19 protein-coding genes are annotated in these 21233 nt (G+C 35.1%); 7 read left to right on the top strand and 12 right to left on the bottom strand.

The features are described 5' to 3' along the window. The first annotated feature begins 62 nt into the window (after positions 1-62). Positions 63-425 (top strand): winged helix-turn-helix transcriptional regulator, encoded by a 363-nt coding sequence (locus AC1MGI_RS21640; protein ID WP_480350131.1) that lies wholly within the window; start codon positions 63-65, stop codon positions 423-425. Positions 426-671: 246 nt separating this feature from the next. Here the strand turns inward: AC1MGI_RS21640 and AC1MGI_RS21635 are convergent, their stop codons facing one another. From AC1MGI_RS21635 to AC1MGI_RS21625, 3 genes are all read right to left on the bottom strand, one after another. Next, entirely contained in the window at positions 672-2660 is a 1989-nt protein-coding gene (locus AC1MGI_RS21635) for a PAS domain S-box protein (RefSeq protein WP_480350145.1), read from the bottom strand. A gap of 88 nt (positions 2661-2748) precedes the next feature. Continuing rightward, on the bottom strand, positions 2749-3591 hold the full coding sequence (locus tag AC1MGI_RS21630; protein ID WP_480350129.1) for a CheR family methyltransferase: 843 nt from the start codon (positions 3589-3591) through the stop codon (positions 2749-2751). 38 nt (positions 3592-3629) lie between these two features. Then, positions 3630-6386, bottom strand: a complete 2757-nt coding sequence (locus AC1MGI_RS21625; RefSeq protein WP_480350127.1) for a response regulator — start codon at positions 6384-6386, stop codon at positions 3630-3632. Between the two features lie 503 nt (positions 6387-6889). On the opposite strand from AC1MGI_RS21625, the gene gnd reads away from it, so the two are divergent. Further along, positions 6890-7801 (top strand): phosphogluconate dehydrogenase (NAD(+)-dependent, decarboxylating), encoded by a 912-nt coding sequence (gene gnd, locus AC1MGI_RS21620; protein ID WP_480350125.1) that lies wholly within the window; start codon positions 6890-6892, stop codon positions 7799-7801. Positions 7802-7867: 66 nt separating this feature from the next. Then, the gene (locus tag AC1MGI_RS21615; protein ID WP_480350124.1) at positions 7868-8041 is read left to right on the top strand and encodes a hypothetical protein; all 174 of its coding nucleotides are present in this window, start codon (positions 7868-7870) and stop codon (positions 8039-8041) included. 215 nt (positions 8042-8256) lie between these two features. Here the strand turns inward: AC1MGI_RS21615 and AC1MGI_RS21610 are convergent, their stop codons facing one another. From AC1MGI_RS21610 to AC1MGI_RS21570, 9 genes are all read right to left on the bottom strand, one after another. After that, positions 8257-8928: a GNAT family N-acetyltransferase gene (locus tag AC1MGI_RS21610; protein ID WP_480350123.1), complete on the bottom strand. Its 672-nt coding sequence runs from the start codon at positions 8926-8928 to the stop codon at positions 8257-8259. Positions 8929-8931: 3 nt separating this feature from the next. After that, positions 8932-9621, bottom strand: a complete 690-nt coding sequence (locus AC1MGI_RS21605; RefSeq protein WP_480350122.1) for a GNAT family N-acetyltransferase — start codon at positions 9619-9621, stop codon at positions 8932-8934. A 40-nt stretch (positions 9622-9661) separates the two neighbouring features. Beyond that, on the bottom strand, positions 9662-10516 hold the full coding sequence (locus AC1MGI_RS21600; RefSeq protein ID WP_480350121.1) for a carbon-nitrogen hydrolase family protein: 855 nt from the start codon (positions 10514-10516) through the stop codon (positions 9662-9664). A gap of 380 nt (positions 10517-10896) precedes the next feature. After that, a complete protein-coding gene (locus AC1MGI_RS21595) occupies positions 10897-11418 on the bottom strand; it encodes an RNA polymerase sigma factor (protein WP_480350119.1) in 522 nt (173 codons plus the stop codon). A 21-nt stretch (positions 11419-11439) separates the two neighbouring features. After that, a complete protein-coding gene (locus AC1MGI_RS21590) occupies positions 11440-13410 on the bottom strand; it encodes a DUF6449 domain-containing protein (RefSeq protein ID WP_480350117.1) in 1971 nt (656 codons plus the stop codon). Continuing rightward, on the bottom strand, positions 13385-14284 hold the full coding sequence (locus AC1MGI_RS21585; protein ID WP_480350144.1) for an ABC transporter ATP-binding protein: 900 nt from the start codon (positions 14282-14284) through the stop codon (positions 13385-13387). Before AC1MGI_RS21585 ends, AC1MGI_RS21590 begins: the two co-directional genes overlap by 26 nt. After that, the gene (locus AC1MGI_RS21580; RefSeq protein ID WP_480350115.1) at positions 14277-14666 is read right to left on the bottom strand and encodes a GntR family transcriptional regulator; all 390 of its coding nucleotides are present in this window, start codon (positions 14664-14666) and stop codon (positions 14277-14279) included. The genes AC1MGI_RS21585 and AC1MGI_RS21580 overlap by 8 nt, the downstream gene beginning before the upstream one ends. Before the next feature lie 232 nt (positions 14667-14898). Continuing rightward, positions 14899-15357: a hypothetical protein gene (locus tag AC1MGI_RS21575; RefSeq protein WP_480350113.1), complete on the bottom strand. Its 459-nt coding sequence runs from the start codon at positions 15355-15357 to the stop codon at positions 14899-14901. A gap of 57 nt (positions 15358-15414) precedes the next feature. After that, positions 15415-16665 carry a ParM/StbA family protein gene (locus AC1MGI_RS21570; protein WP_480350112.1) on the bottom strand — a complete coding sequence of 417 codons (1251 nt, stop codon included), beginning with the start codon at positions 16663-16665 and terminating at the stop codon, positions 15415-15417. Between the two features lie 540 nt (positions 16666-17205). Between AC1MGI_RS21570 and AC1MGI_RS21565 the strand changes: the two genes are divergently transcribed. The 4 genes from AC1MGI_RS21565 (at position 17206) to AC1MGI_RS21550 (ending at position 21027) form a co-directional block, all read left to right on the top strand. Next, positions 17206-18108 carry a hypothetical protein gene (locus AC1MGI_RS21565; protein WP_480350110.1) on the top strand — a complete coding sequence of 301 codons (903 nt, stop codon included), beginning with the start codon at positions 17206-17208 and terminating at the stop codon, positions 18106-18108. Positions 18109-18291: 183 nt separating this feature from the next. Continuing rightward, positions 18292-18486: a Fic family protein gene (locus tag AC1MGI_RS21560; protein ID WP_480350108.1), complete on the top strand. Its 195-nt coding sequence runs from the start codon at positions 18292-18294 to the stop codon at positions 18484-18486. Between the two features lie 11 nt (positions 18487-18497). Beyond that, positions 18498-18662 carry a hypothetical protein gene (locus AC1MGI_RS21555; protein WP_480350106.1) on the top strand — a complete coding sequence of 55 codons (165 nt, stop codon included), beginning with the start codon at positions 18498-18500 and terminating at the stop codon, positions 18660-18662. A 1495-nt stretch (positions 18663-20157) separates the two neighbouring features. After that, positions 20158-21027, top strand: a complete 870-nt coding sequence (locus AC1MGI_RS21550) for a protein-glutamine gamma-glutamyltransferase (protein ID WP_480350104.1) — start codon at positions 20158-20160, stop codon at positions 21025-21027. Positions 21028-21233 lie beyond the last annotated feature (206 nt).

Here is a 21233-nt window from a genome sequence, read left to right as displayed (position 1 = left end):
ATAGTATAGAAAAGCATACTATTGTTCAGGTTATTCAATCCAAGTAAGTGGAGGGAAAACAATTGAGACATCCTATTGACAAGACGTTTAACTGCGAGAAGGAATTAACACTATCCATCATTAGTGGTAAATGGAAAATGCTAATTATGTGGCATCTGGGGAAAGAGGGAACGAAGCGGTTTGGTGAATTAAAATCTATGATGCCAGGTATTACACAACGAATGCTTGTAAGTCAACTACGGGATCTTGAAGATGATCTTGTCGTGAACCGTGAAGTATTTCCCGTAGTTCCACCGAAAGTAGAATATTCACTAACCGAAAGAGGAGAAAGTCTCTTACCTATCCTTGATTCTATGTATGAATGGGGGAAAGATTATATAGAGACATTTTTGACAAACCAACCTGAGAAAACTAAATCCATGTAGAAACGCAAAAAAATGTAAGGGGTTTCAATTGTTCGTTCCCTCTCACTAATAGTAGACATGATTAAGCTAAAAAAGAAAATGAAAGATTTTACTAAAACCGGCTACTTAAGAGAAAAAATGAACGAGGAATCGTTCATTTTTTTCTCTTAGCCAATCATCTTAAATGATCCGACCATAGCTCATATGAAAAGTACCACCGTATAATGGCCAATATTTTCATCATATTGTTCTAGAATTACCCGTCTGCTAGTTAATTACACTAATTCTTTCCTGTTGGTTGAATCGTATAAAAAAGACGGTTCCTTCCTCACTTGTTTTTAAATCAATGAACGCATTATGACGATTAGCAATACTATAACAGATGGCTAATCCCAGTCCTGTTCCCGTGTCTTTCGTTGTAAAGAAAGGAGTTCCGATTTCTTGAAGTAATTCCGTCTTTATTCCACATCCTTCATCATGCACTTCCAAAACAACCTCTTGATCTTCCATATACGTTTTTATTATTAGGATTCCTCCTGACTCCATTGCATCTAGACCATTTAAAGATAAATTCAAAATTAACTGGCTTATTTCCTTTTCATCTAGAAATAATTCAGGACATTCGTTCAACTGAAGCAGAATTGTCTTACCCGTCCGTAAAGCCTCTGCCTGTATCAAGGGATAGAGTGCTTCAATAATTGGATTAAGAAGTTGAGGTGTTTTATAACTTACCTTATTTTTAGCTAAATTAAGATATTCAGTAATAATCGAATTGGCTCGATTTAATTCTGCCAACATTAAATCAATATATTTAATGCTTAAATGTTCAGGATCGCCTTTTGACAATTCTAAAAACCCTCGGACTGTAGTCATGGGATTTCTAATTTCATGAGCAATACCAGCAGCCATAACGCCAATTAAATTCAAACGATCTAAACGAGCCATCTCATTTTCAAGTCGAACACGCTCCGTAATATCTGTAATCACTCTAAGAATACAAGTTTCTCCTTGAATTTCAATAATCTCCGTTGATAACAACCCTTCACGAACTTCACCAGACTTTGTCTGATATTGAATTTTTGCATTTTTAATACTCTTTTGGGTTTCCAAACTATGAATCTCTTCATTAATAGAATTTTCCGTAAGGTGTAAGATCGGGCTGTTTTGATGCATCACTTCTTTATAGCTATAGCCAGTATTGTTTAACCAAATTGGATTTACATTTATATATCTCCCATCTGTTAATGAGCGAATCTCAATTAAACAAGGACTTGATTCAAAAATTTTATAAAAATGTTCCTGTGAGAGGCGGAGATCTTCTTCGATCTTTTTTCGCTCTTCAATTTCTTTTCGGAGCTGTTCATTGGCGATCATTAGTTTCTGCGTTCTTTTTTCTACCAATTTTTCAAGAATCGTATACTGTTGTTTTTTTTCACTATCCGCTTTTTTCCGTGCCGTGATATCACGAATCGATAGGACATAAATATGTTCGTCATCTATTGCTGCTTCACCAATTTGAACATCAACGGGAAACGCCCCTTCTTTCTTGTGAGATGCAATGGCTTCAAGAAGTTGCCCTTTACTCTTCCGTAGAGCTTCCATTTGCAAAGGGGTAGATTCCTCATTAGGATACTTCACTTCAGGTAAAAGGTTGATGACATGTTGCCCTAGTAATTCCTCCATAGAATAACCAAACATATCTTTTACAGCAGGATTGACTGATAAAATATAGCCATGTACATCAAACGTAATAATCGTATCTAATAATGTTTCACCAATCACTCTAGCTAGTGCTTCATTTTTTCGTAAATCAAAAGTTGTACGTTCTAGTTGTTCATTAACGACTTGAAGCTCAGACCGACGACGTAAATCACTTTGAAGTTTCATTCTGTCATGATTTTGATAAATTTTTACAAACTCTTGCACTTTCATTTTTAACGTTTCAGGATGAAAAGGTTTAAAGATATAGTCAACCGCACCAAGGCTATAACCGCGCAGAACATGCTCTGTCGTTTGATTAATCGCCGTTATAAAGATAATCGAGATATATTTCGATTTTTCTCTTTCTTTAATGAGTTTCGCCGTTTCAAACCCATCTAACCCAGGCATCTGCACATCTAATAAAATAACAGCGAAGTCCTGTTTAAGCACACATTTTAATGCTTCCTCACCAGATCTTGCACTTACCAGATTATATTCAGAGGAGTTAAGCACAGCTTCCAAGGCTAATAAGTTTTTGGGATAATCATCAACCATTAAAATATTCACTTTTTGACTCGTTGTCTCGTTACTTGTCGTTTCAATTTCATGAATATCTAATGTATGTACTTGATTTGAAAAAAAATTATTGGATCCTTCGGTATAGTTTTTCAAGCGTATCAATCTCCTCATAATAGTTTGCAATGCTCGTAAATTTAATCGCTTCTTTACTGCCTAAACCAAGAATTCCAGATAAGCCTAAACTTTCATGAAGGAGATTGTATACTCGTTTTTGAAGCACTTTATCAAAATAAATCATGACATTCCGGCAGATAATCACATGAAATTCATTAAATGATCGGTCGGTCACTAAATTATGTTGTGCAAAGACTACGTTTTTCGTTAGGAATGAATGGAATATAGCATTTTCATGTTGCACTTTATAATACTCTGAAAAAGCTTTTGTCCCTCCTGACGCAAGATAATTCTTCGTATATAATTGCATTTTATGTAACGGAAATTTCCCTTCCTTCCCAACATCTAAAACGTTTTCATTCATATCCGTCGCGTAAATCCTCGTTTTTTCATATAGTCCTTCTTCATGTAAAAGAATGGCCATCGAATAAACTTCTTCTCCAGTCGAACAACCTGCATGCCAAATACGAATATAAGGATAGTCCCTTAAAAAAGGGACTACTTTTTTTCGAAATGATAAAAAAAAACTTGGATCTCGAAACATCTCTGTCACATTAATGGAGAAATCATCAAGCAAGCGATTCATAACGAATGGATCATGAAAAATTTTCTCCTGTAAACCTGATATGCTTGCGACTTTCTCTTCACGTATGCGATTCCAAATTCTACGATTTAAGAACGGTAAGGTATAGTTTCTAAAATCAAATCCATAGTAGCGGTAAATTCCTTCTAGCAATAAACTAATCTCAATTTCTTCCAATTCATTATGGACCTTATGTCTATTATTATTCATCTTTTGTCATTACTCCTTACATCACAGCAAGCTCCCACCTATCTGTATAGCCATACCCTCATGATTGAAATAAGTTGCTCCAAATTTACCGGTTTACTAATATAATCAGATGCTCCCGCCTCAATACATTGATTTCGGTCATATTTCATTGCTTTTGCCGTAAGTGCAATAATAGGAAGACTTTGAAATTTGGGAATTTGACGGATAAATTGAATCGCTTCAAACCCATCCATCTCAGGCATCATAATATCCATTAGAATCAAGTCAACGTCTGAATTATTTTGTAAAGTTGCAATTCCTTCTCTGCCATTTTCCGCAAATATCACCTCAACATGATAACTCTCCAGAGCCGTTGTTAAGGCAAATATATTACGCATATCGTCATCCACGACTAGTACTTTCTTCCCTTCTAGCAACGCTTTTCTTTCATGTAACTGTTTACGTGCTTCTTCGGTATGCAATGGAGGCACAACAGGAGTGATACGTCCAAGTCCAGGGTCCTCCAAAAGACCTGTGGCTACCTCTGCTTCAGAAAGTGATATTACCGATTTGTTCAAGTTTTTATTATTAGGTAAATATAAAGTAAATGTGCTGCCATTCCCTTCTATACTTTCAACTTCAATAAAACCACCTAATAAGCGGGAAATTTCCTGACTAATGGAAAGTCCTAACCCTGTTCCTCCATATTTGCGGTTGATTGTTCCATCTGCTTGTTTAAAAGCATCAAAAATAATAGCATGATTTTCTGATGGAATCCCAATTCCAGTATCCTTAACAGAAAATGCAAGTTCTATATCTGAAAGGGGGAAAGCACTCTGTTTTGAAAACATTCCTTTTTCAACTTTTTGAATGGTTAAGGAAACTGTACCATGATTGGTAAACTTGAATGCATTTGATAATAAATTATTCAAAATTTGCTGTAAACGATGTGTATCGGTATGAATATATATTGGCAAATTAGAAGCCATTTGAATGTTGAATTGAATATTTTTCTTACGTGCGACGGGCATAAATTGTGATTCAACAAATTTCTTCACGTCACTAAGGTTTACCTCATTCATCGTTATTTCCATTTTTCCCGCTTCCACTTTGGATATATCTAAAATGTCATTGATTAGATGTAGTAAATCATTTCCGGAAGAAAAGATTGTATCCGCATAATTCACCTGTTTTGCGGTAAGATTTCCATCGACATTTTCTGCTAGCATTTGAGCTAGAATTAGCAAACTATTAAGTGGCGTTCTCAGCTCATGGGACATATTGGCAAGAAATTCCGATTTATATTGTGAGCTAAGGGATAACTGTTGTGCCTTTTCTTCTAGAATACTTTGTACATTCTCCAATTCTCTCGTTTTCTTTTCAGCATTTTCATATTGCGTTTCGATTTGTTCATTAACGATTCTTAATTCCTCTTGCTGTGATTGAAGCTCTTCAGATTGACTCTGTAACTCTTCCGTCAATGCCTGCGACTCTTGAAGAAGCCTTTCTACCTGCATATGCCTTATAATACTTTGAATATTGATACCAAGATTCTTTATGACCTCTTTTAGCAACAGTTGTTCTAAATGACTAAAAGATTGAAAGGATGCTAATTCAATAACGGACAATACCTCTCCTTGATATTCCACTGGTATAATGAGTACTTCTGATGGTGATGCCATACCCGTACCAGAAGTAATCTTAATATAATTACTAGGAACTTGGTTAAGCACGATCATTCGGTTCTCTAATGCGCACTGTCCAACAAGTCCCTCCCCTAAACGAAAGTTATCTGTTCCTATTTTCTGCTGATTATAAGCATAGGCAGCAATTTTTTGAAAAACATCCTCATCTCCTATGCTCCGTTTTATATAGAAAAGACCGTAATTTGCCCCTATAATCGGCGTGAGTTTTGTAATGAACAGATTTCCTAAAGTCTCTAGGTCGTCTATTCCAGAGTACATGGTAGCAAATTCAGCCACTTTTGTTTTTAACCAGCTCTGCTCTTCAGTAGCATTTTTCAACTCTTTTTCATGAAGTGTATGCTCTTCAAGGGCTTGAGCCATTTCATTAAATGACACAGCAATTCTTCCAATTTCATCTTTTGTAGTCATATTTATGCGCGGCAATTTTTCCAAGCCATCAAAATTAACTTCTTCCATAACAGAACTGACCTTGTTTAGTCTTCTTGTGACATTCCACAAAATCCAACTTAGTAATGCGCTGCCCATGAAATAATCTAGAATGATATATATTTTAGTAGCTTTCGTAGTTTGAGTATAATTCTTGAGAGATTGGTTTAATTCTTTTTTCGTTCTTTCATTTTGCGCAGTTTGTAGTTGATTAGAAAGTCCAATCATTGTATCTCTAGCTTCTCTCCCCTGATCCCAGTAAAGTTGAGTTACTTCCTCTTTCTTATCTTCTTTTAATAGTACATCCATTTCTTTATCTATTTCAGAATATTTTTTTATACTAGTATTTAATTGCTTTATGATTTCTTGCGATTCTTTGCTTCCATCCAACTCTTGATGGGCATCTATTGCTTTATTTACATTTTGGAGGGCATGATCCCGATCTTTTGTAAATTGTTCTGCAAATTCACTAGGTGGATTGGCAAACAATTCTCTGGATTCCTTGCTGTAAACATTCAATCCCTCCTGTATAGAGTGAGTCAAATTAAGTATCCTGTAGCTTTTTATATAATTTCTAATATCCTGTTCATAGTTATTCATACTAGTCCAGTGGTAAACACTAAATATCGCATATATCCCATAAATAATACCAAAACATGTAATGACCTGTGTTTTGAATTTCATATAATCCTCGTTCCTATCGATTATTTTATATTTCTCTAAAATACCATTTGCTAATAAATAGAAAATTGTTTTCTTATTACCTAGTAATCAATATAATAAGGTCAATTATAATAATATTCAAACTATTATTTTGGCTATATCAAATAATTCAAAATTACTAAGACTTTCTAATTAATGATCTTAAAACAAATTGTTCGTCTTACACTTTGTGAATCTGAATAGTCTGAACTCGAGTATATTTTTCTATACTATATAATAAAAAAGTGCGTACTTACAATTTAGACTTATCACTATTATACTACTAGTAGGATAATTCAAAATAAATAAAAATTTATAGACGAAAAGATCCATACAACTGTATCACCTAAATAACAGAAGGAGATCTCATTAGTGGCTTGACCGTTCTATGCGAAATTTTAGAACGCTATAAAATCATGTGATAGCTTAGAGATAGTAAGCAGATTATTTTCTCAAATATAATGGGCATTCGGGAGGGAATTAACATGAAAGTCGGCTTAATTGGTTTAGGGAAAATGGGATTAAATATCGGTCAAAATCTATTGGACCACAATCACGAAGTAGTAGCCTTCGATTTAAACGCAAACTCAGTTAGGGAAATGGAAAAGTCCGGAGCTATAGGAGTATCTAGCATTATCGAACTCGTTAAATCATTAGAATCACCAAGAATTCTTTGGATCATGGTTCCCCATTCGGTTGTTGATTCCGTGCTTAGCGAAATAACCCCATTTTTATATGATGGTGATATTGTCATTGAAGCTGGTAATTCCCACTATAAAGATTCCATTCGTCGCTACAATAATTTAGAGAAATTCGGGGTCAAATTTTTAGATGTTGGAACCTCTGGTGGGATGGAAGGTGCCCGTAATGGAGCATGTTACATGGTTGGCGGAGATCCGGACGCTTGGGACATAGCGGAACCTATCTTTCGGGATACAGCTGTAGAAAATGGCTATTTATACGCAGGAGAAGCTGGTAGTGGTCACTTTTTAAAAATGATCCACAATGGGATTGAGTATGGAATGATGGCTGCCATCGGCGAAGGTTTCGAGGTATTAGAAAAAAGCGAGTTTGATTATGATTTTGAAAAAGTAGCAAAAGTATGGAATAACGGATCGGTTATTCGTTCATGGCTTATGGAGTTAACCGAACATGCATTTTCTAAAGATTCCAGACTCGAAGAAATCAAAGGGACTATGCATTCTTCTGGTGAAGGGAAATGGACCGTCGAAACGGCTCTCGATTTACAAACCGCTACGCCTGTAATCGCTATGTCACTATTGATGCGGTATCGCTCATTAGACAATGATACATTTACAGGAAAAGTAGTAGCCGCACTACGAAATGAATTTGGCGGGCACGCTGTAGAAAAAGGGAAACAAACCACAAATGTTTAAAGGAATAAACGAAAGATGATTTGATGAAAGGAATTTGGAATGTTCCTTTAAAGAAAGGTGACAAACATGGCCATACTGTTCCAACAATATTTTTTGAGCGAAATAGATCGAGCAAGTTATGAAAATGATGTGCTTCATGTCTGGCCAGAATTAAGTGAAAAAATCTTTGATTTGGATGATTATGAGCTTGAGGAGTTAGTCGAACAAATTAAAAGGAAGAGCCTTTTTTTGTGTAAATAATGACAAAAAACATCGAAGAATCCTATCTCATTCCATTTTTCATGCATGGAGTTAATTAGATGGATGAACATAAGTATCACCTAACTGCAGTACTTGTACTGCGGTTATACATATAGTCATATTGATACCCCCTGCCTCTAAAGAGACAGGGGTATCGTCCGGGTAAATAATACTGTTCCACTTTTCCATATAAAAACTATAATATTTACGATTTCTTAAAAAGATAATAGTTTTACCATTTCCTTCGTTTCTAAGCTATCAACCATAGCGTGCCATGATTTTGGTTTATTGGGTAAAATAGAATAATATTGTTTCAAAAACGTTACGATAAGATCTGTTTGAAGTTCATTAGTACTTTTATTCATTGGCAGAAAACAAAGATCGAGTCCTGTTACAGCTTCTCCATCATTGCTCCAAGATGGATGAACATAAGGAAAGTCTAGACGCTTATATCCAAGATGAGATAAGACTTCACGGCGGACATATGGATTCATCGACTTAATCATTCCAAATTCATAATGCTCTACTTGGTAAGGATCGTAGATTTCAGCAAACATCCCAAATAACTCTTTGTCATTAGCCGCTGCTAAAGCGTTCAAATCATCTAATCTTCTATTCGCTAAAAATGGACCAATCCCTTGCCCATCTTGACCGATGATTGTAAAATCTGTCATCGCCACATTAAATTCTTTATAATAGCGATACTCTGTCGCACCTACGACTTTGTTGTCATCAACAGCAACAAACACACGAATGTCTGGGTCTTCCAAAGGCTCTTTCCACAAATCGTATTCTAACACTTCATCTGCGGGGAATACATTTTGCATTAATTGATGCAATTGTTTGAAGTAAGGATCTTGTATACTTGTAATTCTGTAATATTCCATTTTTCAGCTCTCTCCTTGTTCCGATATTGGTAAGAAAAAGGGGTTTTTCCACTCCATTAATGCCCCAAAATCACATGATTCTTCATCTTTTAAATAATTCGCCACGACTTGAACAGGAGTTCGGCCACATTGGAGAAGAAACGTGATAACAGGATCTTTTAGTTCCCCTTTTACGACAGATTCTAAATATTGATCGGGCGTCATTTCATGCACCTTTTTATGATAACCAGGCATTCTTCCCCCGCCTAGTAATCGCTCTAATCCTTTATAAACGACGACTTCATACATCGATAACATCAGCCATTTCCCTAATCCTAATTTTCGATAAGAGGGACTCACACTAATATCTACGACATAGAGCGTATTTCCTTTTGGATTATGGTTCCGAATATACCCATTACCCGTAATTGCTTCCCATGTATGTTCTGGATGCTTGGAATCAAAATCAACCAACAAGCTGGTCATTGAACCAACCACTTGGCCTTCAATCTCCATACATAGTGCCCCTTCAGGGAATAATGTAACATGATTTTGTAATTGTTCCCTATTCCACCATAATTCAGATGGAAATGGTGGCGGAAAACACGCTTGTTGAACGGCGATTAAATCTGAAAAGTCCTTTTCTTGATAATTTCGGATCACGGCTGGGATCGGACGATTCTGATTGAAGACGAAAAACTCTTTTCGATACACATGATTCACCCCTACTATTTGTGCAGTGGCTCTTTTTAGCTCACCAATCTGGATATAAATCGGTTCGGCGATCACGCCATGTAGTAACGGAACCACTTTCACGAACACGGTATAACAATTCCAAATTCAAATCCGCTGTTACGATCATATCTTGATTGATTTCCCCTTCTACTAGAATACCACGTGGTGGAAAAGGAATATCATTTGGCGTGATCACTGCTGCTTGGCCAAAATTCGCTCGCATAAAGTCAACCGTAGGCAGTGCCCCTACAGTGCCTGTCGTTACGACATAGACTTGATTTTCGATTGTCCTTGCATGGCTGGTGTAACGAACACGATGGAAGCCGTGACGGTCATCGGTACAAGAAGGACTGAAAATGATATCGGCACCTTTAGCCTTCGCCATTCGAACGATTTCTGGAAACTCAATGTCATAGCAAGTCAACATGGCAATTGTACCTTTATCCGTCTCAAAAACTTCTAATTTTTCACCTGGAGCCATATTCCATTCTTTGATTTCCGTTGGAGTAAGATGGAGCTTTGCCTGTTCTGCCACTCTTCCATCTGGATAGAATAGATGAGCAACGTTATATAATTTATCTCCTTTACGAACGACATGGGTCCCCCCAATAATATGCATATTTGTTTGCTTCGCTAACTTTTTAAATAAAGATAGATATTGTTCTGTAAAGTCTGGAAGATCTTGTATCGTCAAAGCTTGTCCTTGTTTATCGCCAATGGACAATAGTTGTGTAGTGAAGAATTCTGGGAATAAGATAAAGTCTGTATCAAATTCTTCAGCTGTTTTCATATAATGTTCCACTTGTTTAGAAAACTCTTCAAATGAATGGATTGTATGTAAATGGTATTGCACTGCTGCAACTCTTAGTTCCATAATTTCCTCCTAACTTATCATCACTATAGAGGGTCTCTCTACCTATGATGCTACATTGATGGTTGCTATTGTTATTATTAGACACATCATGATTTTTAACAAGTACACACTTTAATGTTATATAGTGATAAAAAGTATACTTTAATGATATAAACTAAATTGATTATCCTTTTTACTCTAAATGAATGGATCAGAAAACCCCACTTCAAGTAAAAGAGGAGTTTTCTGATCCATTCATTTATTTTTATAATTTCTTCTATCAATTTATCTTTTAAATTAAGTGGATAAAGCAATTTCCCAAATGGACATACCATTTAGCTGCATTTCTACGATCATTTAAAATGTTCATTTTAAGCTTGCTGAAAGTTCATGAATTGCATTTAATACAAATCCACCCTTAGTTGTTCCTTCAAACTTTTCCTAGAACGAAAAATCCATGTTTTAATCGTGCCCGTTTTTATATTCATTTGTTGGGATATTTCTTCTTCTTTTAAGCCATGAAAGGATTTTAATAGAAACACTTTTCCTTTATCTGAATCCCACCCGCTTATTTGCAATTGGACAGCTTCCATTATCTCCATTAATTCAGCTGCTTGTTCTACAGAATTATTAATCGATTCTATGAAAAGCTGACCATCCTCAAGTGGTGAAATCAGATATCGATTTTCTTTCCTCAAATAATCAATAGCCGTTCTTTTAGCAATGACGGTCAGCCATGCACCTATTTTTTCAGAATCTTTGATTGTTTCCATTTTACTAAAAGCTTTAATAAACGTTTCTTGAACAATGTCTTCTGCAAGAAAAGCATCTTTCGTCATATTAAAGATCATTCTATTGAGCTTTTTAGAATATAGCTGATACATTTCAGCAAAATTTCCATCTAGAAGCTCACAATTTGTCATCTTCCTCATCCAATCTTTGCGTTATTTTTCAAAATGGTCCATAACAAAGTCAGGCATTTTATTATGGATAAGATCCATGACATCAACAGAGTTACCATTTTCATAAACAAACAATATGACATATTCTCCGTCACTAGGCCATTTACTGTTTTCCAAAACCATCTCTATTTCCTGCTTATCTTCGACTTTTAATACTGAATTTTTTGATTTAAACTCTTTTATTAGTTCATCGTTGCTATAAGCATGTAACAAATTCTGATCAATGTCCTTACGCGGAGCTATCCAAACCTGGTAAAGATCATCCGCTGTGACTCTAGATTTTTCTAGCAAATTATTTTGTTTAAGCCATTTTTCAAAATGTTTATAGTCAGGCATCCATTCTATATAAAGACGTTTATCATTATTAAGTAATAGTTCGATACCGGAATAACCTCTTGACTCATCCATCATTTCTTCATATGTTTCAGCTCGCAAATCCTCTCTTAATGCAGCGATACTATCAAGAATTTGTTTTTGCTCCGTTATGGAGGTCCCTTTATTTACTGGTGCATTTGAAGAAATAGAAATTTTATCAATCTTTGTCTCATCTAAGCTCAATATTGGATAAATCAATTCTTTATATTCTTTAGACTCATAGATTGGTTTTAAAAGATGCGTTAGAGATTGATTCTTAGGCACATTGTATTGGCGAACTAATTTCTTGCCATTCTCCAGCTCGTAAAAGAAAAACAGATGATCGTCATACCTATTTTCTTTCCTAGTCTTCACCCCTCCATTAATAAGCGTTTTGTGCAGCGCAAGGACATTTTGAATATTTTCACCTTTCTTTAAATACTTTGTTTGACCTAACTCGTCACTATCTACATAGCCATAAACACTATTACCTATATACACTTGCTTAATCTCACTAAATTCTGGAACTTTCTTTTCAAATCCAGTAAAATCGAATTGAAACAATACCAATATCAATCCGACTGATCCTGCGAAGTAGAGATATCTTTTATATTCTCCAAACACCCTCCATGTTTTTTCGATAATCATTTTCGCTCCGAAATACCCAAGCAAAGAGCCCGCAATATATCCAAAAATAAGCCATCCTGTACTATTTTGCGTTTCACCAAAATACATGCCACAGAAAAGCATCACACATAATGCCACCCCATAGACAAAAATCGGTTTAATAGTACGAAACGCCATTGCACTCGAGGCTGCTTCTATGTGTCGCTTTTTATACAACCATAGTGAAGCAAAATAAAGGACGACGATTAATCCACTGTACAGAAGGGCAGCAAAGATACTCATCCCGCGGTTTTCAAAAGACGCTCCATAGAGGATGGGTGAATAGGTCTCTATCTTTGAGCTGAGATAATACTCATAAGAGAAGCCATGTACAAAATCCTTAATATTAAAGGCCCCTAACACCAATATACCCGTTGGAAACAACAATAAAAGATATGTGAGTACCCCTTGGAGAATGGCCATACCTGTAATCATTCCCACAAAAACCGCACAAAAGAAAATAAATAAAGGGAATAACCATGTAATTCCTGTCCAAATTAGAATTTCTTCTATTGAAATAAATATCCCTAAATCAAGTACACTTCTGAAAATGAAAACAGAGCAAGAAATAACTAGAACAGGGATCGTTAAAAACGCAACTCCCATTCCTACATAGTGATTAAATAAAACTTTTCTACTTATGGGTAGACTATGTAGAAAATCAGCGGAGTCTTTCAAATGTACGTACAAAAATAAAAAGATTGCTAGAAGCACAGGAATAATCAGCATTAGTCCATACTGAATTTCAAAAAGATAAGAAAATGGATTTTTTATTTCCTGATAATATATGTATTCGTCATTTGTATGCATCATCAACATCTTTAATGGTAGCGCAAAAACTAATCCTAGAAAATAAACGATGCTGATCCAGCCCATATTTCGAAAGATTTGCATACATATTTCTCTATTAAACCAAGATGTTTTCGATGGCATAGCCTACTTCCCCCATTTCGTAAATAAAAATTTCCTCCAATGTGAGCGGAAGCATGTCAAAGATGATCGGATTATACGTATCAAAGTGTGATTCTACCTCAGACTCTTTGCCACGAACCACACATAGCCACACACTTCCCCTACGTTCGTAATGAAGGATCTTCATTTCTTGAAGCCATTCTTCTCTTGGTTCATTTTTAAAAGCAACCTGTATTTTATGGACGTCTGATTTCAAATCATCCAAATCTTTTTCAAGTAGAACGCTCCCCTTATGTAGAATACCAACATGGTCGCAAATATCTTCTACCTCACGTAAATTATGTGAAGAGATCAAAACAGTCATTTCTCTTTCAGCAACATCCTGTACCATCAGGTTTTTTATTTTTTTCCTTATGACTGGATCCAGACCATCAAATGGCTCATCCATAATCAGTACATCTGGCATAGCCGAGAATGCCAGCCAAAATGCAGCTTGACGCCTCATCCCTTTTGAAAATTTATGAAGCTTCTTATCCATCTCGATTTCAAAAATACCCTGAAGATTTTGGAATCGTTCCTCATTCCAATCAGGAAAAATCGATGAATAAAAACTAGCCATGGTCCTTAACGTATATTGAGAAAAAAAGTATGGAGTATCTGGAAGGAATATGATTTTTTTCTTCATATCAACGTTCTCAAATACAGGCGTGCCATGAATCAATACATCTCCCTTATCCTGTTTAAGGATGCCAGCTACTATTTTTAATAGTGTTGTTTTTCCAGCACCATTCGAACCTAACAGACCATAGATTGAACCTTGTTTCACCAGTAAATTCACTGCCTGAACGGCTTCATTTCCTTCATATTTTTTATATACCTGCTTACATTCAATCATCATTTTTCCCTCCCCCTACCGACGACTCCAAATCATGAATAAGCTGGATTAGCTCCTCCGGCTTTAATCCAAGGTACATAGCTTCAGAAAGTAGTTTCTTTAGTTCCTTTATAACGCTTACTAATTTTTCAGAATTCTTAACAAGACTAGTTGGATTCACAAAGCTTCCCTTTCCTTTCACCGAGTAGATATACCCCTGTGTTTCTAGCTCCCGATAGGCTTTCTGGATCGTGTTAGGATTAATGGTTAACTGTCCTGCCAAAGTACGAACGGACGGAAGCTGCTCATCAGGTTTCAACACTTCACTAATAATCAGCTCCTTCAATTTATCAACCAACTGTTCGTAGATCGGCTGTCTACTTCTCATATCTAACTCAAACAATCAAAATCACCCTCACTCTGTACTAAGTGTACTATGAGTATTAGTACACCTGAATTCTAAGTCATAATTTTGGAAATAACAAGTAGTATTTATTTTGTTAGAGATTGAACTTTAAATAATACTGAAAAAAAGAACTGATATAGGTCATATCGATAAATAACCATAAATAAAAGACCAACATATTGTTGGTCTCCAATCTAGCAAAAATTCAAGAAAAAAATAGATTAATGTTTCAACCTTTTAAATTCGTCATTCTACCCATTTTCAACAATTTAGAAAGAGCCTCATTTGATTCGGTTACACCTTCATTTTCCTTCTCAGCACTTTTGCCATCCATATTCACGTCCGATGACTGGATTTGTCGAGAAGCCTGATGCACCGTTTGATTGGCAAAAGTCGCGCTTTCAGGATTCCCTAGCATTAAAGAAACGACATTATATAGGATTCTCTTTCCTTCATCCGTTTTCAGTAGGGCTAATTGATCATTCGTAAAGGACTCCATAGGAATAAAAATCCCTTTTTCCTTATACGATCCATTCCGCCCCCTTAATCCTTCTTCTAAAAGTGTACTCATAAGTTCATTTCGGCTGCTATACTGGTTTAATAATTCATTAAACTCATCAGCCCACTCAATCGTAGTTTTAGGGGTATATTGAAAGCCTTTGCCTGGAACCATTTTGCCCTTCGACAACGTTACCACCACCTTGTAGGAATGCAACAGAGTGTGCCATTCCTTTTCTCAGAATTCTCATGCTTCTATTGTCTGTTTTTCAATTTCGGCAATAATATTTTTTAAGAGATACGCTTTACTAGTAAAGAAACTAGCTTCCTCAATATTAGGAGGAAATAGACAATCTTCATCTTTCAGTTCTTCTAAATATTGATGAGCAAATAGAAGTCCGCCACCGACAATAATCATCTGCCCCACATTTGTATCGACGAAATATCGGATGATTTTATCTTTTACTTCTTCTGCATATTCTTGTGTATATTTTTCAACGATTTTCGTGATATCCCCTGTTTTAGATTGCCAAGTTGCTTTAAATACAGGTGTATATTTAGGCTTCTTAATCATTTTTTCAATTTCAGGCTTTATAAATTTTCTCATGAATTCTTCACGTGTAAATGAGATTTTAGGTGTTTTGCTCACTCTTTCAAAACGCGCTCGAATGCTTGCAAATTCTTCAAGGTTAGCCGCCTCATTCATGATCGAATCAATAAATTTATTTGTTCCGATTGAATAGTTTGTCGATTTAGTTGAATTTAGACCATTTTCATCATACAAGGCTAAATCTAATGTTCCAGCTCCTAGGTCCGCTATCGCAAACTCATTATGAATTTGCGAGGAAAACTCTGTTTCCACCACTTCGCCATCTACTAGGTCGAAAGCTAAAGCTAAGTAGCTTGTTACCCCTTCCACGTTAAGCTGGACATCAGAAATATTGATCGTTATGGTTTTCCCTTTATACGGCCCTTTTATAGCAGTAATTTCATGCGTCCCTTTGTAAAGATTGATCTTTTCAGCAGACGCTTGTTTCGCTTCTTCAATTGGAAGTCCAAAACTCAAAGGAACGTCCACTTTATTTTCTTTACCAGATTTCCAGGCAGCTAAAGCTAAGCCAGCTAAAGTTGTCACGACATGGATTTCATTTCCAAGTTTATCTCTAGCCTCACTGTTTGTTTCTCTTAAGTTCTCTTTGTTATTCGTAGCAATTTGCGCATATTCCCCTACTGTGTAATAAGCATTCGTTCGATTCTTAGGCAAGGCATTACTTTTGATATGTAAATGAAGAATCATATCATCGGGAAACAATTTATCCCTGCTTTCATCTGGCATATCTTCAGCTGTTGTCTCAGCGTTCTCTCCTATGATACTCGCTATATTTAAAGAAACAACGTTTCCTTTTTGATCGATATACGTAATTTTATTAGAAATGTTTCCACTATCTACTCCTGCTATTAAATAATCCTTTTTAAATAAGAAATCAAGTTTTGTCACGGTCTTCCTCCCCTGGACTAATCTAGTCTAGTCTACTTTATTATTCAATATATCTACACCCGTCCGCAAAGTCAATGATTTTCTAGCGATAAATTGACGTTGTCGCTATTTTAACGATCGGCATAACAATTAAATTTTACAAACACTAGACAATACACACTTCCTTACTGTTTTCTTACCACCGCAAATTACCGTTAAATTACTGTTAATGTCGATTTATCAATAATTTGCAGCAACCTTAAGGTTTGTATTTAAAGATAATTCATCGCTAATTGCTTTTTCTACCGATTAATTAGCGCCTACTTAACGTTGTCTATATTTTGTTTTTTAACTCGAATAACCAAATAAAGCTCCTGTTCACCCAAACTAGTTCAGACTAGTTTAATATCATTTTACTTTTCATTGCAATTACAGATATAGTTGCTTACCCCTTATATAATAGGTAAAATGTAATTAACGATGCTTTAACGCTTAACAATAGATTATGTTTCATAGATAAAAATAAGATAACGTTAAACTAGCGTTAAAAGGAGGGGTTCTGTGTCAGAAAGATTCAATAGTAATAAGGTTTTTGTTACTGATGCACTTCATTCCGATGCTTTGTTTGCTTCATTGCTTTTGGACAAAGAGTATCATTCAAAACTATACGATGAAGAGATTTTAGCACTGGATCCTACTACGATGTATTCAACGACAGATTGTTCCGACAAATTTTTTCACATCGCTAATTCGACGCTAAGATATTATGTCAGAATGCTAGAAGGGTATTTGGAGATCTATGTTGAAGGCAGAAAGAAGAGATTACCATTCCTTAGTGTATTTAAAATCCATATGGTTTTGTTGGCACTTGAAAGAGGAGAGACCATTTCCGATATACAAGTTAAGCTAGCGCTAAAATCGATCCCGCAACAAAATAGCGGGAATGCAAAAGGAAACAAATATAATGATGAGATTCTGGATCAATTATTTTCTGAATTTGAAAGAAGACAGAATGTAATCATGGAAACACACGCACTTCACAATACGATTAATCAAATCGAAAGGGACTTATTGAAAGGGACTACATCAAAAGCCGATCGAGAAAGACAAATTGAAATAATAGAAGAAAAGATAAAAAATCATCGGTTATATCGAAAGATGGATAGACAAGCAGGAAATGTTTTACGAAAAAGTTTCGAACTTAATAAAAAAACGGGTCTTTTCTCACTTTTTTCAAAAAAAGCTACATATGATCCAAAACAAATAGAAACAGAGATTCTAGTAGATGAAAAGCTGATTAAAGCTGATAATTTAGAAGTAGAATTTATTATGCAAATCGAGATATTAAAACAGGAGATTAGCGAAATCGAAACAGAAGTAATTGCATTGGAAAAAAAGTTAGCAGTAGAATCCGCTCGTCTAACAAATGAAAGGGAACTACTTTTGCAAACCAATGAGGATTAACGATTTGTTTAGATTTTAGCAGGTAGTATGAAATTGAGATAAGAAATTAGGACGACGCATAGAGCGAAATTAGATGTTGGAACAAATAAACAGGAACAAGGCGCGTTTAGATTCCTTACGACCCTTGCCAAAATATACGTTAAAGAGTTTACGTGAAAAGCTATTGCTTAAATGGACCTATAAGTGTTTTTTGCTGGGGCAAAACATACACCACTAGCATCTTATTTAATAAAGGAACAAATGGAACAGTTGATTAAGTGGTCTGACAACGAGGCGCAAAAGTTACATCCAGTGGAGCGAGGAGCTATGCTGCATGCAATATTCGTTGGCATCCATCCGTTCATTGATGGGAATGGGCGTACATCTGCCTTCTTTTAAATTTAGAATTGATGAAAGCAGGTTTTCCTGCAGTTGTTCTTAAAGTGGCAAACCGATTAGCTTATTATGAAGCGTTAGATAAAGCTCACCCAACAAAAGATTATCGTGATTTCATTCGATTAATCACAATAGAAGTAGATAATTCACTAATTCTTTATTTAAGCGCTATTTCTTAAGATAATTGGGGGCTTTAGGTTAAGAAGCACCACTAAAAATGATCAATCCTTTTTATAAAGTAATCATTCAATTGAATATGTTAAGAGCATGTTTTGAACAATCCCTTTTTCAAAACATGCTCTTTCTATTTTTTCATTGATCAAGGTTATTTATATTAATTTGACCAAACTTTTTAAATCTACATTAATACTGTAATCCACCTTTTTCAATGTATCATATTCGTTATTTTCGTACATTAAAAAGACCACCAAAAAGAGTCTTCTTCTTGAACGGATGTCACCCTTTAGCTTAATAAGCTAGATTAAAAAACTCCTCTTATTTATTTCAAGAAGAATTTACATAATCAGATGTTATAGGCAATGGAAAATTAAACATATTTTAATTATCTTATTCCGTCGGGTGACTTTTAGGGGTACGACAACGATTTGTACTCCAATTTAGGAAATGTCTAGTATTGAGTATAAAATCGGGCGCTTTACAAAAGGTATTATTTACCTAATGACAATGTAAAGAGGTGATAGTCAGGGGATATTTTACAAATGTTTATTGGTTCCCATACTGGTATAAGTAGTAAGTACTCTTAGACATCTAACCAGAAGCTTATAGTCGATTTTATTTTATTACAAAATAAAAACAGACAATTTAGTAGTTAACTTCCTACAAATTGTCTGTTTCGTCGTTTATTTTATGCCCACGCACTTCTTTTGCTACAGCTTTTGTAGCTTCTTCTTTTGTATCAAAAATACGCCATTGATTGTTAATCATTGTCAATACCATTTTTACACCATCCTTTATCTATAATTTTTAAGAAATTAGTCTTTTTGCTCTTTTCTATTTCGTTTCTATGGTTATATTATACAATTTGAAGCTTTTTTAATCAAAGTCAATGAAAACGTAACCATTCACCATGAAAGCGAGAACATTACCCATGAAAACGCAATTAATTTAATTATTCTTAAAATTCCATTGTATATCTCTTGTTTTCGTGTATTTTTAAAATAAAAAGACATTTAACATTAAGTGTCCCAGATTAATCTAAAAAAAGTATATTACACGTTGTAGCTATTTTTCAAAATCTATTACCCCATTATGCGCACAGATTTTTAAAGTTTGTAGAAATCATTGTTTACAACACCTTAATTTTAAGTCGCAATATTAGGTTTAAAAAGTATGCATACTTTATACAAAAATAGTTACCATAATCATCTTTATCGGTACTGAAAAAGGATCTTCGGTTGGAAAATCCTTTTAGCTGTGTGTTCAATTAAAGCGCCCGATTGTGAAAGAACATAATGGGAATTTTAAATAACTTTATTGTCAATCAATATTTGTAGAACAAGAAAAATTTAATTCTTTTTTCTGCATTCTTAGCATATGTAAGGATCAGGGTTCTCGACCACAGCGATACCCAAAATTAAAAATAGACAGATTGTTTTTTGTTTAAATACACTAGGTAATAATACAATGATACTTAAGCTTGAAATGAGGGATAGTATGATCCAAATATCGGGGAAGGATATTCAACAAAGCGGCATGTGGCCGTCTGGTAGTATTGAAAGTGTAATTATTCAACGAATGCAGGAAGATAAGATCGTTAATTCGTATCAATCCATCGAGGAATTATCGTTTGAACTCAAGTTACGAAAAAGCATCATTGCAAGTGCAAAAGCTATGAACCAAGGTGATGCGCAGTTTGAAATCTTAGCAAATTCTCGTTGCAATCCTCAATACTGGCATTTGACAAATACCGGCGGATTCCAGCTTAGGCATGATGTAATACCATCTGATGCGATACAAGACATTTACAAGAATAGTTCACTATATATGTTTGAATGTGCCACTGCAATAGTGATTATCTATTACCATGCCGTTCTAAATAGTATGGATGAACATTTATTTAATCAATTATTCCAAAACCTCTATTTATACAGTTGGCATGTAGATCCTGATCTCGGTATACAATCCATTCATACGGATCATTACTTACCTGGAGATGTTGTTTATTTTAATAATCCAGACTTTGATCCAGAAACCTTCTGGTGGAAAGGAGAAAATGCCGTTGATCTTGGAGATGGTACATATTTTGGACATGGATTAGGAATCAGGACAGCTGAACAAATGATTCGAGCTTTGAATAAAAGGAGAAAACCAGGGAGTACTCAATTAGCCTATCTGATGAATTTAGTCATAAGGCCATCTTTTAAACATTTGGTGAAATTAGCGATGCTGCCACGTGGTTATACGACTAATAAAATTCAACATGTCGTAATAAACCATAACGAAAGTTCGATTTCATATGATCGATATCTATTCTATTTAAATAAAGTGTACAATCAGATGACCTATATAAACCCATTTCCATGATGATGGGTTTATTAGTTTTTAAATTAATTCATTAATAAAAACTTTCATGACCAAATTAGTGGGTTGGTTAGCCATTCTTATTGGCACCTATCTTTTGAATCAAATTCGATAGAAGTTGGGTTTTCGTTACACCACTAACTGGCCCTTTAGTTGAACAAGGCTTTAAAGTATCACATGAATACTCTATACAAATCTAGTTAACATAA

Source organism: Peribacillus sp. BM1 (assembly GCF_056679975.1).
This window is presented reverse-complemented; position numbering and strand designations above follow the sequence as displayed.

What these genes read in the sequence shown, in the direction of transcription:
- AC1MGI_RS21550 (WP_480350104.1), top strand. Translation starts at nt 20,158, where the DNA reads ATGATCCAAATATCGGGGAAGGATATTCAACAAAGCGGCATGTGGCCG.
- AC1MGI_RS21585 (WP_480350144.1), bottom strand. Translation starts at nt 14,284, where the DNA reads ATGATTGAATGTAAGCAGGTATATAAAAAATATGAAGGAAATGAAGCC.
- AC1MGI_RS21630 (WP_480350129.1), bottom strand. Translation starts at nt 3,591, where the DNA reads ATGAATAATAATAGACATAAGGTCCATAATGAATTGGAAGAAATTGAG.
- AC1MGI_RS21610 (WP_480350123.1), bottom strand. Translation starts at nt 8,928, where the DNA reads ATGGAATATTACAGAATTACAAGTATACAAGATCCTTACTTCAAACAA.
- AC1MGI_RS21615 (WP_480350124.1), top strand. Translation starts at nt 7,868, where the DNA reads ATGGCCATACTGTTCCAACAATATTTTTTGAGCGAAATAGATCGAGCA.
- AC1MGI_RS21590 (WP_480350117.1), bottom strand. Translation starts at nt 13,410, where the DNA reads ATGCCATCGAAAACATCTTGGTTTAATAGAGAAATATGTATGCAAATC.
- AC1MGI_RS21625 (WP_480350127.1), bottom strand. Translation starts at nt 6,386, where the DNA reads ATGAAATTCAAAACACAGGTCATTACATGTTTTGGTATTATTTATGGG.
- AC1MGI_RS21600 (WP_480350121.1), bottom strand. Translation starts at nt 10,516, where the DNA reads ATGGAACTAAGAGTTGCAGCAGTGCAATACCATTTACATACAATCCAT.
- AC1MGI_RS21555 (WP_480350106.1), top strand. Translation starts at nt 18,498, where the DNA reads ATGAAAGCAGGTTTTCCTGCAGTTGTTCTTAAAGTGGCAAACCGATTA.
- AC1MGI_RS21635 (WP_480350145.1), bottom strand. Translation starts at nt 2,660, where the DNA reads ATGGTTGATGATTATCCCAAAAACTTATTAGCCTTGGAAGCTGTGCTT.
- AC1MGI_RS21595 (WP_480350119.1), bottom strand. Translation starts at nt 11,418, where the DNA reads ATGACAAATTGTGAGCTTCTAGATGGAAATTTTGCTGAAATGTATCAG.
- gnd (WP_480350125.1), top strand. Translation starts at nt 6,890, where the DNA reads ATGAAAGTCGGCTTAATTGGTTTAGGGAAAATGGGATTAAATATCGGT.